Genomic DNA, 17,347 nt, shown 5'->3' on the forward strand with positions numbered 1-17,347 from the left:
CTGCCCGCATTTCCCGCGTACGGCGACAACTACGGGCAAGGGCGACGAGTTACGGCACGGAGGTGCCCGGTGCCAAGATCCACCCGATCCGGTGAGCGGCGTCAACGACCCCCGGGCAGGCGGGACTTACTCCTGGACCTCGGTGGCGAGCCTGGCCAGCACGGCGTCGTAGATCCGGCCGAGCCCCTTGGGCGCGAAGGTCCTCTCGAAGAATCCGCCGATGCCGCCCGCACCGTTCCAGGTGGTCGTCACGACGACGCGGGAGCTGCCCTCGCCGGCCGGGGTGACCCGCCAGGTGGTGACCATGGAGGAGTTGCGGTCCTTCTCGACGAGTTCGCCGTCGGTGGGCTCGGTGACCTCCAGGAGGCAGTCGCGCACGCGCTTGCTGGTGGCCTGGAGCTTCCAGTGCACGAGCGTGCCCTCGCCGTCGCCGCCTTCGCGCACCTCGTACTCGCTGAACTGTTCGGGCAGCAGCTTCGCGCGTGTGCCGCTGTAGTCGGCGACAGCGTCGAACACCTTCTCCGCGTCCGCCGCGACGACCCGCTCCGTAGTGGCCTCGACCTGCGCCATTGCGTTCCTCCAGGACTTGCGTTCTCGGGGTTGGGGCAAGCCAACCACCCCCGCCCACGGCCGCCAAATCGGGGTGCCCGCGGGCGCCGGAAGCGACCGGACGCATCTCGCACGATCATGCGAACGAATGTTCTATTCTGTGCGCAGTGCTACCGAGGAGGCGTCATGCGCTGGGAGAACCTCACAGTGGAGTCCGGCGGCCACGAGCGGGCGGCCGCCGCCGCGCTGTTCGGCGCGGACGCGGTGGTCAGCCGCACCGTCGACACGCCCGAGTTCCGCGGGATCACCTTCCACGAGGTGCGGGCCCGCTCCATCGTCAACCGGGTGCCGGGGGCCTCCCGGATGCCGTTCGAATGGACGGTGAACCCCTACCGCGGATGCTCGCACGCGTGCGTGTACTGCTTCGCCCGCAGGACGCACACCTACCTGGACCTCGACGCCGGCCTCGACTTCGACTCGCAGATCGTGGTCAAGGTCAACGCCCCGGAACTGCTGCGCCGCCGGCTCGCCTCCGGCGGTTGGGAGGGCGAGCACATCGCGATGGGCACCGACGTGGACTGCTACCAGCGCGCCGAGGGCCGCTACCGCCTGATGCCGGGCATCCTGTCCGCCCTGCGCGACCACGCGAACCCCTTCTCGATCCTGACCAAGGGCACGCTGATCCTGCGCGACCTCGACCTGCTGGTGCAGGCCTCGCGGGTGACGGACGTCGGCGTCTGCGTCTCGGTCGGCTTCACCGACCCCGGCCTGTGGCGCACCGTCGAGCCGGGCACGCCCGCGCCGGAGCGACGCCTGGACGTCGTGCGCACGCTGGCCGGGCAGGGCATCGGGTGCGGGGTGCTGATGGCGCCGGTACTGCCGTTCCTGAGCGACCATCCGGCACAACTGCGCGCCACCGTACGGGCGATCGCGGCGTCCGGCGCCACCTCCGTCACCCCGCTGGTGCTGCATCTGCGGCCGGGCGCCCGGGAGTGGTTCACGTCCTGGCTGACCCGCCGTCACCCGCACCTGGTGCGCCGCTACGAGCGCCTGTACGCGGACGGTGCCTACGCCCCGAAGTGGTACCAGCGCCGGATCACCCGTCAGGTCCATGACCTGGCACGGGAGTACGGGATCGGTCCGGCCGGCACGGGGACGCCCGGGCGCGGCCCGCGGCGGCAACCGGAGCCGCAGCCCGCGCCCTTGGAGCCGCCGGCATCCGGTCCGACCCAACTTTCGCTCATTTGGGATCATTCGAGGGCATAGCGCGACCCGATCGGGTCAAGTATTGCCAGAACGAGTTCTTCCGGGCCCTCTTTCCGGGACGATGCGGCGTGGACCGTGACCCACGCGGTTTCCGCAACACCTCCGTCCTGGGAGGACCGCATGAGAAAACGCGCAGCCGTGCTGTGCGGTGCCGCCGTCGTCGTGGCCGGGACCGTCTCGGCCGTGCCCGCCGACGCGAGCGCCCCGGGCACCGCGCAGTCCGCGACCGCCGCGCCCCTCGCCTGGAAGAAGTGCGCCACCACCGACTACCCGACACTGCAGTGCGCCTCGCTCAAGGTGCCGCTCGACCACCGGAAACCGAACGGGCGGCAGATCACGCTCGCGCTGTCCCGCGTGCCGCACACCGCGAAGAAGTCCCAGGGTCCGCTGCTGGTCAACCCGGGCGGCCCGGGCGGCAGCGGCCTCACCCTCGCCGGTTTCGTCGCCTCGGCGCTGCCCAAGGCGGTCGCCGCCCAGTACGACGTCATCGGCTTCGACCCGCGCGGGGTGGGCAGGAGCAAGCCCGCCCTCGACTGCGCCCCCGGCTATTTCAACCCGGTGCGCCCGGACTCCGTACCGCGCACACCGGCCGTCGAGAAGGCCAACCTGACCCGGGCCAAGTCCTTCGCCGCGGCCTGCGGCAAGAAGTACCCGAGCCTGCTGCCGTACATCGACACGGTCAGCGCCGTGCGGGACATGGACTCGATCCGCCGGGCGCTGGGCGCCGAGCGGATCAACTACTTCGGCTACTCGTACGGCACCTACCTGGGCGCGGTCTACGCCAAGCTCTTCCCGGAGCGCGTGCGCCGGCTGGTCCTGGACTCGATCGTCGACCCCACGGGCGTGTGGTACGACGACAACCTCGCGCAGGACTACGCCTTCAACGACCGCCACCGGGCACTGATGGCCTGGATCGCCAAGTACGACGCGACGTACAAGCTCGGCACCGATCCCGAGAAGATCGAGGCCAAGTGGTACGCGATGCGGGCGGCGCTCGCCAAGAAGCCGGCCGGCGGCAAGGTGGGCGTCTCCGAACTGGAGGACACCTTCGTCCCCGGCGGCTACTACAACGGCTACTGGCCCTACCTGGCGGAGGCGTTCGCGGCGTACGTGAACGGCAAGAACGCCGGCCCGCTGGTCGAGGCGTACGAGAACTTCGCCGCCGTGGACGCCTCGGGCGACAACGGCTACAGCGTCTACACCTCGGTGCAGTGCCGTGACGCCTCCTGGCCGCGGGACTGGAACCAGTGGCGCGAGGACAACTGGGCGGTGTACGAGAAGGCGCCCTTCATGGCGTGGAACAACGCCTGGTACAACGCGCCGTGCGCGTTCTGGCCGACGAGCGCGCGGCACCCGGTGAACATCGCCAACGGCAAGCTGCCGCCGGCGTTGCTGTTCCAGGCGACCGACGACGCGGCCACCCCGTACGAGGGCGGCGTCACCGTGCACCACCTGCTGGCCGGCTCCAGCCTCGTGGTGGAGCAGGGCGGCGGGAACCACGGCATCACGCTCAGCGGCAACACCTGCCTGGACAAGTACCTCGCGGCGTACCTGACCGACGGCACGGTGCCGCGCGGGGGCGGCGAGGCCGACGCGGTGTGCCGGAAACTGCCCGACCCGAAGCCGCTGGGCAACCGGGCGGCGGCGCCGTCCACTCACGGCTCGGCGCTGCACGGGCTGTTGGGCACCCGCGGCTGAGCACGGCCGCGCCGCGGGACCCGTCGGGGGCGTTGTCACACCCGTGGTCCAGGATGGACGCATGAGCGAGCCGATCAGGATCACCGCACCCGACGGGGTCTTCCCCGCCGCGCAGTACAGTCACGTCGTCACCGGCACCGGCCGTGTCGTCGCGGTCTCCGGGCAACTCGCCCTGGACGAGGACGGCAGGCTCGTCGGCGAGGACGACCCGGCCGCCCAGGCCGGCCAGGTCTTCACCAACCTCGGCCGCTGCCTGGCCGCCGCCGGGGCGACCTTCGACGACGTCGTCAAACTCACCTACTTCGTCACGGACATGGCCCACATGCCGGCGATCCGCGAGGCACGCGCGCGGCACATACCGGACGACCGTCTCCCGGCCGCGTCCGCCGTCCAGGTCGCCGCTCTGGTCCGCCCCGAGTTCCTGCTGGAGATCGAGGCGTTGGCGGTCGTGGACGGCGCCGTCCCCGGCGCGCCGGTCTGACGGGCCGGTGTTCACCGTTGCCGGGGGATCCGGGCCAGTGCGCGCACGGCCGCCTCGGCGAGCGCCGGGTGGGCCAGGGCCTCGTTGAGGACGGGTCCGGCCCGCCCGTCGGCCAGGGCGCCGAGTCCCTCCACACAGGCGAGGGCCACCCGGCGATAGGGGTCGTGCGGGCTGAGCCTGCGCCGCAGGGTGGTGATGAGCGCCGGCACGGACTCGGGGGCGCGCAGTTCCACCAGGAGCCGTACCGGGTGCAGGGCGTAGGCGACGCGCAGTTCGTTGGTGGCGAGGGCGGCCGCCGCGCGGGCGGTGCGCGGGTCGCGGAGCCGGGCGAGGGCGTGGGCGGCGGACGCGCAGCGCTCGGGGTCGCGGTGGTTCAGCAGCAGCACGAGCGGCTCGAAGGCCCGCCGGTCCCCCGCGAGGCCCAGCCGCAGCGCGGCCAGTTCCCTGGCCCACAGCGGCTGCCCGGGCGCGGTGAGCACGTCCGCCAGCTCGTCGAGGTCCTCGGTCCCCGCCATGCGCTCGTAGAACGGCGAGCCGCCCGACTCCCGTCCCAGACGGTCCAGGTGCGCTCGCACCTCTTCCTCCCCAGGGCCTGTTGCGAAAGTCCCGCCGACGGACACCGCCGACGTCGTCAGTCGCAGCCGATGGATTTCAGCTCTCGCGAGAGAACACCCTGCTCGATCAGGTCGAAATGATCCATTTCCGTGATGGAGAAGGACACCCCGGCGGCCGCGGAGGTGCGGCGCCGCACGGCAGCCTTCATTTCGGCCAGGTGTTCCACGTAGTCGGCGGAGAGCACGATGTTGACGGTGTCCGCGATTTCCGCAACACGGGAAACACGCATACCGAACTGATCATATCCGGCAGCGTCCCAGTAATGAATCATATCGTCAGCAAGCTGGTGAACCTGTCCGAAATCTTTCGCGGCGATTCTGTTCGCGTAGGCGCACAGCGCGCGGAATCCGTCCAGATCAGGAGCGAGGCCGATCAGTTTCTTCAGGGCGGGCAGCGGGTCGCTGCGGTCGGCGGCGGCGAACAGCCGGGAGATCGTCATGGTGGACCGGTTCACGTTGGGGTCCAGCAGCAGCGCCCCGGAGACGCGCGGGCGGCGGCGCGGACCGGCCGTCCAGTGCTCCGCCAGCTGGAGCACGAGGTCGGCCCCCAGCGAGAAGCCGACCAGGACGATCCGCTTGTCCGGGTATTCGTCGCCGATCCGCTCCACCAGAGCGGCCACCATCTCCACATGGCGCTGCACGGGCACGGGCGGGAGGTGATCCCTGCCTCCCGGGGCGTAGCCCGCCAGGTTCACCGCGACCCCGTGGATGTCCCGTGACTGCAGATACCCCTGGTAATCCGTGGCGTCCAGACCCAGCCCGTGGAAGAACACGACCACGGTGCGCGTATCAGCCAGACGTTCCAGATAGGTCAGCTGTTTGAAACGCTTGGGGGTCAAGGAGTCGGCATGCAGAAAAGTTGCCATGGGATCGGCCACTCTCTTGGTCGGGTGATGATGAATTCACTGTCAGTAACCCCAGACCATAGTCCAGTACCCGGTCCGCACGGGCAGGAATCGCGCTTTCCGGCCCTTTATGACTTCCCGCGCTTCAGGTTCTCGGCGCAGGGGTAAGAAGGACCCGACCTGAGAGATTCCTGTACGGCCCGCTCGGCGATGTCAATGAGCGAGCGCAGATGGAACATGACAATCCATTTACGTCAGGTTGATCCAACGGGCCAGGGGGGCGTGCTTCATTGGAAGGTGCCTTGAGCGAGTCGGAGGCGGCGCGGCTCATCTTCGATCACTCGCTGTCCCGGAGCCGGGTGGGGCGGACCGGAGTGGAGCTCGAGTGGCTGGTGCTCCCCGTGGACGACCCGACGCGCCGGGCGACACACGAGGAACTGGCGTTCCTCGCCCGGTCCTTCGCGGGCCCGCTCCCCGGGGGCAGCCTGGTGTCCTGGGAACCCGGCGGGCAGGTGGAGCTGAGCAGCGCGCCGCACGACTCGCTGCGGGACTGCGTCGAGGCCGTCGCAGGCGACCTCGCCGTCCTGCGGGGACGGACGTCCGCGGCGGGGATGCGGCTGCTCGGCGCGGGCCTCGACGCCCGGCCGCCGCTCTTCACCGTCGCCCTGCCCCGCTACCAGGCGCTGCGCCGCCACTACGCGCACTTCGGCAACGGCGACAGCCTCCTGTGCAACACCGCCTCCGTGCAGGTGAACGTGGAGGCGGGGGACGGCTCCGACGGATGGCGCGGCAGGTCCCGGAGGTGGTCCATCGCCAACTGCCTGGGGCCGGTCCTGATGGCGATGTTCGCCAATTCGCCGGTGGCCCGGCTTCCGGGCCGGCCCGAGGGACCCGTGCTCTCGGGCCGGCAGCTGCTGCGCCTCCAGGTGGACCCGTTCCGCAGCGGCCCGCTGCCCTGCGGCGGTGATCCGCGCGGGACATGGACCCGGTACGCGCTGAACACGTCGGTCACGGCCATCCGGTCGGCGCCGGACGCCGGCTCCCGGCCCGCCCCGGGCTCGCCGTTCCGCTGTCCCGCTCCGGCGGGCAGCGGTGGCGTGGAGCAGGCGGAGGTGTGGGGACCGGCGCCCGCCGGGCTGTCCCTCAGGCGGTGGCTGCGGGGCAGCGGCCCGCAGCCGGTGCACCGGGACGACGTCTTCCACCACCTGAAGTCCCTGGTCGCCCCGGTCCGCGCGTGCGGGCACCTGGAACTGCGCATGATCGACGCCCAGGGCGCCGACGACTGGGTGGTGCCGGTGGCCGTGGTCGCGGCCCTCATGGACGACGCGGCCACCTCCGACGCCGCCGCGTCCCTCATCGCGTCCGCTTCCCTGGCCCCCACCCGCCAGGACTGGCTCGACGCGGCGCTGCGCGGCATGACGGATCCGGTCGTGGCCGGCCTCGCGAGGACGGTGATGGAGCTGGCGCTGTCCGGCCTGCGCCGGCTGGGCGCCTCCGCCGCCGTGACCGGCACGGTCGAGCGTTTCGCAGACAACCACACGTTTCGGGGACTCGCGCCCGCGCACCTGCGGTGGCCGCACCGCACGGCGGTCGCCTGACCCCCTGTCCGTGAAGGAGTGACCGGTCCGTGTTCCTCACCCGCAAGGCGTCACTGCGTGAGGCCCTGGCCGACATGAGCCACCACCAGCAGGGCAATCACGGATGGTCCGCGTTCCACGAGTGTCTCGCGGAGCTGGCCGGGTCCCGGGACTCCGCACCGCTCGACGATCTGCTGTCGGCGTTGTGGCGCGGCCGGCCGTACATCAGCGACACGCACGCCATCACCCTGCTCGGCATCGCGGTGCGGCACCTGCTGCGCGACGAGGGGCCGGCGGAGGTGTTCGACCCCGAGCTTCCGCTCGCCCGCCGGGTCACCTCGCTCGGGCGGCTGTTCCAGGAGCGGGGGGACACCGTCGCCCGTCTCATGGAGAGCCACTCCAACTCGTACACGGGGGCACGGCGTTTCCTGCTCCCGCAGCTCGTCATCGGCGCTTTCGCCGAGGCACGCGGCATCCGCCGGGTCCGCCTGCTCGACCTGGGCACCAGCATCGGGCTGCTCCCGAGGCAGCTGAACAACGAGGTGGTCTTCCGGCGTTTCGCGGGGGACCTCCGCTGGAACCCGGCGGCGCCCGCCTTCCGGCCCATCCCCCTGGAGCTGGCCTGCGGAGTCGATCGCGCCCCGCTGCCCACCGTCGAGTGGGTGCGCACCTGCCACGGGCCGTCCGACTACTACGAGCAGCGGTTCGGGGAAGTGCTGTGGTCGCTGGAGCAGGCCGCGCGGACGGAGCACGAGGTGCTGCTGCGGCCGCTGGACCTCCTGGACTCGCCGCGGCTGGAAGGCTTCCTGAAGTCCTTCTCCTTCAACGTGGTCACCTGCAATTTCGTGCTCTACCAGTACGGCGAGGACGTGCGGCGGCAGCTCGTGCGGACGGTGACGGGCGCGCTGGGCGCCCCGAGCCTGCTGCTGGTCATGGAGCTCAGCCACGCCCTCACCCGCAAGGGCTGCACCGTGCACGCCTACCGGGACGGCAGCACCGAGCCGCTGCACATCGCCGACGTGTCCGACGCGCACTTCATCGGGGAAGTCACCGTGCGCCCGGAGCTGGCCGTCCTGACAGAGCCATGATGGGAATGTTCGGGGGAATTCGATGATCCGCACGTCGTTGCTCATCGAGAGAGCGGCCGCGTTCGTCGGCCGGCACAGGTCGACCGTGGCGGTGGTGGGAGGCGTCACGGGCGCCGCCATCGGCATCTACAGCGACGAGGCCCGGGCGGTGATCGCCTGGAGCTGGAGCCACGTCGTGGCCGGCGGCACGCTGGTGATCCTCGCCGTCACGGCGGTCTTCTCGCTGGCCTGGTGGGCGCGCGGCCTCGCGGAGCAACGCCGTGAGCTGCGACGCGAGGTGGTCCGGAACTTCTTCGACATCCACGCCGACGACTTCGAGGAGGACCTGCCGTCGGACAACGCCGTCATCGGACGGCAGCTCTGGTACCTGGAACGCGCCACCGAGTCGCCCGATCTCGTCGTGCTGCTGCACGGCCTGGGCCTGGACGCGGACGACTTCCGGCCGTTCATGAACGTCGCCCGGCAGCACACCGCCGCCATCACCCTGTTCGGGCACAACGCCGAGGAGGCGCGGGACGGCCGCTACCGCCCCATCGGCATGGCGGTGCACGCCGACCTCATCAGCGGGGCCATCAACAACCTGCAACGGCAGTACCCGTACAAGCGGTTGACGCTCGTCGGGTTCTCCGTCGGCTGCGACATGCTGTTCCGGCTGGCCGAGCTGTGGCGGGACCATCCGGAGCGGCAGCCGAAGATACGTTCCGTGCTGCTGCTCGACCCGAACATCAACCACTCCACCATGGTCATCTCGGGGAAGGTCGCCCACCTCGATCCCGAGCGGCCCCTCGCGGAGCTGAAGCGCATCGCGCAGGTCCCGGAGGCGCTCGTGGAGTTCCAGAACTTCTGCGAGTACCTGCACAAGATCAGCGGCAAGGATCTCGCCCAGGTCCAGCGCTACGCGGCCGACCTGTGGGACTACTGGCAGCCGGACGGCCAGTACGAGCTGTTCTTCGGGCGCCTGGAACGGATCAGGGCGATCAGCGACCGGACCCGGGTGTTCTTCTCCCTGCACTTCGAACAGCGTTTCAACGACGTCGTGGCCCGCGCCCGGCAGCGAGGCATCCGGCAGGTCTTCGACATGCGCCGGGTGGACCACTTCGAGTTCTGCCAGGACGCCTTCCTCAAGCGGGAGATCGGCACGCTGCTGCGCGGCGGCTGACCCGGCCCGGCCGCCGCGGGACGCGGCCGGGCGCGCGAGGCGTACGCCACACACCGGGGGCTGGCGCGCTCGTTACCCACCGGTTAGGCTCAGACGAGCGAGTTACCCACTCGCACACCTGCTCGCGATGGCCTGGTGACGCAGCCGTCGTGACGGGACACCTCCCATGCCCTCGGGGCAGTGGGGGAAGTCGGTTCGGTACATCGCGTACCTCAGCACGACGCGGCTCCGGGACAGGGCCGGTCGGATCGGCTGTCGGTCCACGGGCGTGTGCGCGCCCCGCATCGACGGCACCGGGCGTGTGCGCTCGCAGCCCGGCCACACCCGCATATCTCCCGCACCCGGTGCGCCCTCCGCGGCGCGCCGGGCGCGCTCCCAGTCGTCACCCTCATCTTCTGGAGTCCCGCGATGGCCACTCCCCTGTCCGACACCCCTCTGTCCCCCATCAAGACCGTCGCCGTCGTCGGCCTCGGCACCATGGGCACCGGCATCACCGAGGTCCTCGCCAAGGCCGGCCGCGAGGTCGTCGGCATCGACGTCAGCGAGGTCGCGGCCGCCCAGTCCGTCGCCGCCCTGGAGGCCGCCACCGCGCGCGCCGTGGAGCGGGGCCGGCTGACCGAGCAGGAGCGCGCCGACGCCCTGGCCCGCTTCCGCACCGCCACCGACCTGCGCGCCGCCGCCGACGCCGACCTCGTCATCGAGGTGGTCCCGGAGTCGTACGAGATCAAGCACCAGGTCTTCCGTGAGCTGGACGCGATCGTGCGTCCGGAGACGATCCTGGCGACCGGCACCAACGCCCTGTCGGTGACCCGCCTGGCCGCCGACTCGGCCCGCCCGGAGCGCGTGCTGGGCCTGCACTTCTTCAACCCGGCCCCGGCGATGAAGCTGGTCGAGGTCGTCTCCTCGGTGCTGACCGCGCCGCAGGCCGTCGCCGCGGTCACCGACCTCGCCCTGGAACTGGGCAAGGAGCCGGTCGCGGTCGGCGACCGGCCCGGTTTCGTCGCGGACGGGCTGCTGTTCGGCTACCTCAACCAGGCCGCCGCGATGTACGAGGCCAAGTACGCCTCCCGCGAGGACATCGACGCCGCGATGCGGCTGGGCTGCGGTCTGCCGATGGGCCCGCTCGCCCTGCTCGACCTGATCGGCATCGACACCGCCCGCACGGTCCTGGACGCCATGTACGCCGAGTCCCGCGACCGGCTGCACGCCCCCGCCCCGATCCTCAAGCAGCTCAGCGAGGCGGGCCTGACCGGCCGCAAGTCGGGCCGCGGCTTCTACACCTACGAGGCCCCCGGCAGCGCCACCGTCGTGCGGGACGCGCTGACGCCGCTGGAGGGCGCGGACCTCACCCCGGGCCGTCCGGTCCGCTCGGTCGGCGTGGCCGGCTCGGGCACCATGGCGTCCGGCATCGCCGAGGTGTTCGCCAAGGCCGGCTACGACGTCGTCCTGGCCGCCCGCAGCGAGGAGAAGGCGCAGGCCGCCAAGGCCCGTATCGGCAAGTCCCTGGCACGCTCCGTCGACCGGGGGCGGATGACGGCCGAGAGCGCCGCGCAGACCCTGGAGCGGATCACCCCGGCCGGTTCCTACGACGCCTTCGCCGACGTCGACCTGGCCGTCGAGGCCGTCGCCGAGGACCTGGAGGTCAAGCAGCAGCTGTTCGCGGCGCTGGACAAGGTGTGCAAGCCGGGCGCGGTGCTGGCCACCACCACCTCCTCGCTGCCCGTCGTCGCCTGCGCCCGTGCCACCTCGCGCCCGCAGGACGTGATCGGCATGCACTTCTTCAACCCGGCGCCGGCGATGAAGCTGGTCGAGGTGGTCCGTACGGTGCTGACCGCGGACGACGTCCACGCGACGGTCCGCGAGGTCTGCGCCGGGATCCGGAAGCACGCCGTGGACTGCGGCGACCGCGCGGGCTTCATCGTGAACGCCCTGCTGTTCCCGTACCTCAACAACGCGGTCAAGATGGTGCAGGAGCACTACGCCTCCCTCGACGACATCGACACGGCGATGAGGCTGGGCGGCGGCTATCCGATGGGCCCGTTCGAGCTGCTGGACGTCGTCGGGCTCGACGTCTCCCTCGCGATCGAGAAGGTGCTGCACCGCGAGTTCCGCGACCCGGGACTGGCGCCGGCCCCGCTCCTGGAGCACCTGGTGGCCGCGGGCTGCCTCGGCCGCAAGACCGGCCGCGGCTTCCGCGAATATGCCCGGCGGTAAGCGCCCGGGCGACCGGCCTGCGGGCGAGACGGACTGGGGCGGGCTGCTCGGCCCGGGCAGCCGCCCCCCTGCCGCCCGGCACGGCTCTCCCCCGCCGGCGCCGTCCGGTCCCCCACCCGCGCAGGGCGGTACCCCGTCCGGCCGGGGCGGGGGAACCCCGGTACCTGCGCGGCACGCTGCGCGCATGCAGTACGTTCGGGTCATGTCCCAGCCCGCCAAGTCCTCACGTACACCAGCTACGCCCGACGCGCCGGAGAGTGCCGCAGGCAGTCGCGCCGCCGCCCAGCGGCTCAAGATGCGCCGGGAACTGGCGGCCGCGGCGATGGAGCTGTTCGCGACCAAGGGCTACGAGGCGACCACCGTCGACGAGATCGCGGCCGCCGCCGGGGTCGCCCGCCGCACCTTCTTCCGCCACTTCCGCTCCAAGGAAGAGGCCATCTTCCCGGACCACGACGACACGCTGATCCGCGCGGAGGCCGTGCTGAACGCGGCCCCGGCGCACGAGCACCCGCTCGACACGGTGTGCCGCGGCATCAAGGAAGTCATGAAGATGTACGCGGCCCGGCCGGAGATCTCCGTGGCCCGCTACAAGCTCACGCGCGAGGTGCCCACCCTGCGCGAGGCGGAGATCGCGTCGGTGGCCCGCTACGAGCGCCTCTTCACCCGCTACCTCCTCGGCCACTTCGACGAGCACGCCCACGACGACGACGCCAACGACGATCCGCTGCTGGCGGAGGTCGCCGCGTCCGCCGTGGTCACCGCCCACAACCATGTCCTGCGGCGCTGGCTGCGGGCCGGCGGGCAGGGTGACGTGGAGACGCAGCTGGACCACGCCTTCGCGATCGTGCGCAGGACGTTCGGGACCGGCATCGGGGCCGGGCGCGGCCCGGCCGCGCGGTCCGCGGCGCCCGCCGCGGTCTCCGCGCACGGCGAGGTCCTGGTCACCGTGGCCCGCACCGACGCCCCGCTGGACGAGGTGATGCGGGCGATCGAGGAGGCCCTCAAGGACCGCTGAGCACCGCTGGACCCTCCTGACGCCATCGTGCCGAGGTGCCCTCGGACACATCGCCGCTGTGATGACGGCCACCCCTCGGGGTGGCCGTTTTGCCATGTCAGAAGTGCTTTTCTGGCAGCTTTCACGGTCCGTTCGATCGATCATCGCTCATTTGTTACGTAAAGATTTCATCTGAGGGCAATTTCTGGCACCCAGTGCCTTGTCAGGTGACACGGCGTGCCATACGTTGAAGATGTCCGGGCGGCCGGCGTGCGGAGACCTCGCGTACGCCGACTGTCCCCGCAAGCCCTCGGCCTGCGCGCCCGGACGCCTGCGTCACAGGCACCCTTCCGCGCCACAAAGCGCTGCCAGCAAGCACCACCCGCCGAACCGACGGCCCACCTCACACCCTCAGCAGCACCGACGTAACCCTCAGCGTCTCCCCTCAAGACGCCATTCGCCGGAGGCAACACCGTGACCGTGAAGGACATCCTGGACGCGATCCAGTCGCCCGACTCCACGTCGGCCGACTTCGCCGCCCTGCCGCTCCCCGAGTCGTACCGCGCGATCACCGTGCACAAGGACGAGACGGAGATGTTCGCGGGCATGACCACCCGCGAGAAGGACCCGCGCAAGTCGCTGCACCTCGACGAGGTGCCGCTGCCCGAGCTGGGCCCGGGTGAGGCCCTGGTGGCCGTCATGGCCTCCTCGGTGAACTACAACAGCGTCTGGACCTCGATCTTCGAGCCGCTGTCGACCTTCGGGTTCCTGGAGCGGTACGGCAAGCTCAGCGAGCTCACCAAGCGCCACGACCTGCCCTACCACATCATCGGCTCCGACCTCGCGGGCGTGGTCCTGCGCACCGGCCCGGGCGTGAACGCCTGGAAGCCGGGCGACGAGGTCGTCGCGCACTGCCTGAGCGTGGAGCTGGAGTCCAGCGACGGCCACAACGACACCATGCTCGACCCCGAGCAGCGCATCTGGGGCTTCGAGACGAACTTCGGCGGCCTCGCGGAGATCGCCCTGGTGAAGTCCAACCAGCTGATGCCCAAGCCCGGCCACCTGAGCTGGGAGGAGGCCGCCGCGCCCGGCCTGGTCAACTCCACCGCCTACCGCCAGCTGGTCTCCCGCAACGGCGCCGGCATGAAGCAGGGCGACAACGTGCTGATCTGGGGCGCCTCCGGCGGCCTCGGCTCCTACGCCACCCAGTTCGCCCTGGCCGGCGGCGCGAACCCGATCTGCGTCGTCTCCTCGCCGCAGAAGGCGGACATCTGCCGCTCGATGGGCGCCGAGGCGATCATCGACCGCAACGCCGAGGACTACAAGTTCTGGAAGGACGAGCACACCCAGGACCCGAAGGAGTGGAAGCGCTTCGGCAAGCGCATCCGCGAGCTGACCGGCGGCGAGGACATCGACATCGTCTTCGAGCACCCCGGCCGCGAGACCTTCGGCGCGAGCGTGTACGTCACCCGCAAGGGCGGCACCATCACCACCTGCGCCTCGACCTCCGGGTACATGCACGAGTACGACAACCGCTACCTGTGGATGTCCCTGAAGCGGATCATCGGCTCGCACTTCGCGAACTACCGCGAGGCCTGGGAGGCCAACCGCCTCATCGCCAAGGGCAAGATCCACCCGACGCTCTCCAAGGTCTACTCCCTGGAGGACACCGGGCAGGCGGCCTACGACGTGCACCGCAACCTCCACCAGGGCAAGGTCGGCGTGCTGTGCCTGGCCCCCGAGGAGGGCCTGGGCGTGCACGACGAGGAGATGCGCGCCAAGCACATCGACGCCATCAACCGCTTCCGCAACATCTGAGGACAGCGGAGGTATCGCACATGACTGAGCGTCAGGCGCCGCAGGCGCGCAAGGACAGGGACCGGCCGTGGCTCATGCGCACGTACGCCGGCCACTCCACGGCCGAAGCGTCCAACGAGCTGTACCGGCGCAACCTCGCCAAGGGCCAGACCGGCCTGTCGGTGGCGTTCGACCTGCCGACGCAGACCGGCTACGACCCCGACCACGTCCTCGCCCGCGGCGAGGTCGGCCGGGTCGGGGTCCCGGTCTCGCACCTCGGTGACATGCGCCGGCTGTTCCAGGACATCCCCCTGGAGCAGATGAACACCTCGATGACGATCAACGCCACGGCCATGTGGCTGCTGGCGCTCTACCAGGTCGTCGCGGAGGAGCAGGGCGCGGACATCACCAGGCTCCAGGGCACGACCCAGAACGACATCGTCAAGGAGTACCTGTCCCGGGGCACGCACGTGTTCCCGCCGGGGCCGTCGCTCCGCCTGACGACGGACATGATCGCGTACACGGTCTCCCACATCCCGAAGTGGAACCCGATCAACATCTGCAGCTACCACCTGCAGGAGGCGGGCGCCACGCCGGTGCAGGAGATCGCGTACGCGATGTCCACCGCCATCGCGGTGCTGGACGCCGTGCGCGACTCCGGTCAGGTGCCCGCCGAGAAGTTCGGCGACGTCGTCGCCCGCATCTCCTTCTTCGTGAACGCCGGCGTGCGGTTCGTCGAGGAGATGTGCAAGATGCGCGCCTTCGGCCGGATCTGGGACCAGGTCACCCGCGAGCGGTACGGCATCCAGGACCCCAAGCAGCGCCGTTTCCGCTACGGGGTCCAGGTCAACTCCCTCGGCCTGACCGAGGCGCAGCCGGAGAACAACGTCCAGCGCATCGTCCTGGAGATGCTGGCCGTGACGCTCTCCAAGGACGCCCGCGCGCGTGCCGTGCAGCTCCCCGCGTGGAACGAGGCCCTCGGCCTGCCCCGGCCGTGGGACCAGCAGTGGTCGCTGCGCATGCAGCAGGTGCTGGCGTACGAGAGCGACCTGCTGGAGTACGCCGACATCTTCGAGGGCTCGAAGGTGATCGAGGCCAAGGTCGCCGAGCTGGTCGAGCAGTCGCTCGCCGAGATCGAGCGCATCCAGGAGATGGGCGGCGCGATGGCGGCCGTCGAGTCCGGCTACCTCAAGTCGCAGCTCGTCGCCTCGCACGCGGCCCGCCGGGCCCGTATCGAGTCCGGCGAGGAGAAGATCGTCGGCGTCAACATCTTCGAGACGACCGAGCCGAACCCGCTGACCGCGGACCTGGACACGGCCATCCAGACGGTCGACCCGGCCGTCGAGGCCCGCGTCATCGCCTCGCTCCAGCACTGGCGCGACACCCGCTACCAGCCGCCCTTCAACCACCCCCGGCCCTGCAAGGCGCTGGAGCGGCTGAAGGAGGCCGCCAAGGGCACCGAGAACCTGATGGAGGCCACCCTGGAGTGCGCCCGCGCCGGGGTGACGACCGGCGAGTGGGCCGGCGCGCTGCGCGAGGTGTTCGGCGAGTTCCGGGCGCCCACGGGCGTGTCGTCGGCGCCGGTCGCGGTGACCGCGGAGGCCGGCACCGCCCTCGCCGAGGTCCGCCGGAAGGTGGACGACACCGCCCGCGACCTGGGCGTCGGCAAGCTGCGCTTCCTGGTCGGCAAGCCGGGCCTGGACGGGCACTCCAACGGCGCCGAGCAGATCGCCGTGCGGGCCCGCGACGCCGGGTTCGAGGTGGTCTACCAGGGCATCCGGCTCACCCCGGAGCAGATCGTGGACGCGGCGCTCGCCGAGGACGTGCACGCGGTCGGCCTGTCCATCCTCTCCGGCTCGCACTCCCAGCTGGTGCCGGACGTGCTGGAGCGGCTCCGTGTGGCCGGTGCCACAGATATACCGGTGATCGCCGGTGGCATCATCCCGAGTGGCGACGCCGAACAGCTCAGGGCCGCCGGAGTGGCCGCGGTCTTCACCCCGAAGGACTTCGACATCACCGGCATCATCGGCCGCATCGTCGACGAGATCCGGAAAGCGAACAAGCTCGACCCCCTGGAGGTCCCCGCATGACCAGCCCTGCTCCCCAGGTCAACCGACTGCGCCCACGGCGCTCCTGCCTGGCCGTCCCGGGCTCGAACCCCCGCTTCCTGGAGAAGGCGCAGGGCCTCCCGGCCGACCAGGTCTTCCTCGACCTGGAGGACGCGTGCGCGCCGCTCGCCAAGCCGGAGGCGCGGCACACCATCGTCAAGTTCCTCAACGAGGGCGACTGGACGGGCAAGACCAGGGTCGTGCGCGTCAACGACTGGACGACCGAGTGGACGTACCGGGACGTCGTGACGGTCGTCGAGGGGGCCGGTCCGAACCTCGACTGCATCATGCTGCCGAAGGTGCAGAACGCCCAGCAGGTCGTCGCCCTGGACCTGCTGCTGACGCAGATCGAGAAGACCATGGGCTTCGAGGTCGGCCGCATCGGCATCGAGGCGCAGATCGAGAACGCGCAGGGCCTGAACAACGTCAACGAGATCGCCCAGGCGTCCCCGCGCATCGAGACGATCATCTTCGGCCCGGCCGACTTCATGGCGTCGATCAACATGAAGTCGCTGGTCGTGGGCGAGCAGCCGCCGGGCTACCCGGCGGACGCCTACCACTACATCCTGATGAAGATCCTGATGGCCGCCCGCGCCAACGACCTCCAGGCGATCGACGGCCCCTACCTGCAGATCCGCAACGTCGACGGCTTCCGCGAGGTGGCCGGCCGCGCCGCCGCGCTCGGCTTCGACGGCAAGTGGGTGCTGCACCCCGGCCAGGTCGACGCCGCCAACGAGGTCTTCTCGCCCTCGCAGGAGGACTACGACCACGCCGAGCTGATCCTGGACGCGTACGAGTACTGCACGTCCGAGGCGGGCGGCAAGAAGGGCTCCGCGATGCTCGGCGACGAGATGATCGACGAGGCCAGCCGCAAGATGGCCCTGGTCATCGCGGGCAAGGGCCGCGCCGCCGGCATGCAGCGCACCAGCAAGTTCGAGATCCCGGAGGCGTAGGGCC

14 protein-coding genes are annotated in these 17,347 nt (G+C 70.8%); 11 read left to right on the plus strand and 3 right to left on the minus strand.

What is annotated here, in order from left to right:
* Nucleotides 1–126: 126 nt before the first annotated feature.
* On the minus strand, nucleotides 127–570 hold the full coding sequence (locus tag VKA29_RS24185; protein WP_324788051.1) for an SRPBCC family protein: 444 nt from the start codon (nucleotides 568–570) through the stop codon (nucleotides 127–129).
* A gap of 165 nt (nucleotides 571–735) precedes the next feature.
* Here VKA29_RS24185 and VKA29_RS24190 point away from each other — a divergent pair, with 165 nt between their 5' ends.
* From VKA29_RS24190 to VKA29_RS24200, 3 genes are all read left to right on the plus strand, one after another.
* Complete coding sequence (locus VKA29_RS24190; RefSeq protein WP_324788052.1) at nucleotides 736–1,815, plus strand: Rv2578c family radical SAM protein; 1,080 nt, start codon at nucleotides 736–738, stop codon at nucleotides 1,813–1,815.
* Between the two features lie 120 nt (nucleotides 1,816–1,935).
* Nucleotides 1,936–3,513: an alpha/beta hydrolase gene (locus VKA29_RS24195; protein WP_324788053.1), complete on the plus strand. Its 1,578-nt coding sequence runs from the start codon at nucleotides 1,936–1,938 to the stop codon at nucleotides 3,511–3,513.
* A gap of 61 nt (nucleotides 3,514–3,574) precedes the next feature.
* The gene (locus VKA29_RS24200) at nucleotides 3,575–3,994 is read left to right on the plus strand and encodes a RidA family protein (protein WP_324788054.1); all 420 of its coding nucleotides are present in this window, start codon (nucleotides 3,575–3,577) and stop codon (nucleotides 3,992–3,994) included.
* Nucleotides 3,995–4,005: 11 nt separating this feature from the next.
* Here the strand turns inward: VKA29_RS24200 and VKA29_RS24205 are convergent, their stop codons facing one another.
* Complete coding sequence (locus VKA29_RS24205; RefSeq protein WP_324788055.1) at nucleotides 4,006–4,569, minus strand: adenylosuccinate lyase; 564 nt, start codon at nucleotides 4,567–4,569, stop codon at nucleotides 4,006–4,008.
* A gap of 56 nt (nucleotides 4,570–4,625) precedes the next feature.
* Nucleotides 4,626–5,474 (minus strand): alpha/beta fold hydrolase, encoded by an 849-nt coding sequence (locus tag VKA29_RS24210; RefSeq protein WP_324788056.1) that lies wholly within the window; start codon nucleotides 5,472–5,474, stop codon nucleotides 4,626–4,628.
* Between the two features lie 281 nt (nucleotides 5,475–5,755).
* On the opposite strand from VKA29_RS24210, the gene VKA29_RS24215 reads away from it, so the two are divergent.
* The 8 genes from VKA29_RS24215 to VKA29_RS24250 all read left to right on the plus strand — a co-directional run bounded on the left by VKA29_RS24215 (nucleotide 5,756) and on the right by VKA29_RS24250 (nucleotide 17,343).
* On the plus strand, nucleotides 5,756–7,051 hold the full coding sequence (locus VKA29_RS24215; RefSeq protein WP_324788057.1) for a glutamate-cysteine ligase family protein: 1,296 nt from the start codon (nucleotides 5,756–5,758) through the stop codon (nucleotides 7,049–7,051).
* 29 nt (nucleotides 7,052–7,080) lie between these two features.
* The gene (locus VKA29_RS24220; RefSeq protein ID WP_324788058.1) at nucleotides 7,081–8,118 is read left to right on the plus strand and encodes a hypothetical protein; all 1,038 of its coding nucleotides are present in this window, start codon (nucleotides 7,081–7,083) and stop codon (nucleotides 8,116–8,118) included.
* 22 nt (nucleotides 8,119–8,140) lie between these two features.
* Entirely contained in the window at nucleotides 8,141–9,277 is a 1,137-nt protein-coding gene (locus VKA29_RS24225; protein ID WP_324788059.1) for a hypothetical protein, read from the plus strand.
* A 408-nt stretch (nucleotides 9,278–9,685) separates the two neighbouring features.
* On the plus strand, nucleotides 9,686–11,491 hold the full coding sequence (locus VKA29_RS24230) for a 3-hydroxybutyryl-CoA dehydrogenase (RefSeq protein WP_324788060.1): 1,806 nt from the start codon (nucleotides 9,686–9,688) through the stop codon (nucleotides 11,489–11,491).
* A gap of 184 nt (nucleotides 11,492–11,675) precedes the next feature.
* Nucleotides 11,676–12,506, plus strand: a complete 831-nt coding sequence (locus tag VKA29_RS24235) for a TetR family transcriptional regulator (protein ID WP_324788061.1) — start codon at nucleotides 11,676–11,678, stop codon at nucleotides 12,504–12,506.
* 459 nt (nucleotides 12,507–12,965) lie between these two features.
* Entirely contained in the window at nucleotides 12,966–14,303 is a 1,338-nt protein-coding gene (gene ccrA, locus VKA29_RS24240) for a crotonyl-CoA carboxylase/reductase (protein WP_324788109.1), read from the plus strand.
* A 20-nt stretch (nucleotides 14,304–14,323) separates the two neighbouring features.
* A complete protein-coding gene (locus VKA29_RS24245; RefSeq protein WP_324788062.1) occupies nucleotides 14,324–16,372 on the plus strand; it encodes a protein meaA in 2,049 nt (682 codons plus the stop codon).
* On the plus strand, nucleotides 16,369–17,343 hold the full coding sequence (locus VKA29_RS24250; protein ID WP_324788063.1) for an HpcH/HpaI aldolase/citrate lyase family protein: 975 nt from the start codon (nucleotides 16,369–16,371) through the stop codon (nucleotides 17,341–17,343). The genes VKA29_RS24245 and VKA29_RS24250 overlap by 4 nt, the downstream gene beginning before the upstream one ends.
* Nucleotides 17,344–17,347 lie beyond the last annotated feature (4 nt).

It is taken from the genome of Streptomyces sp. H51, from assembly GCF_035656535.1.
Taxonomy (GTDB): domain Bacteria; phylum Actinomycetota; class Actinomycetes; order Streptomycetales; family Streptomycetaceae; genus Streptomyces.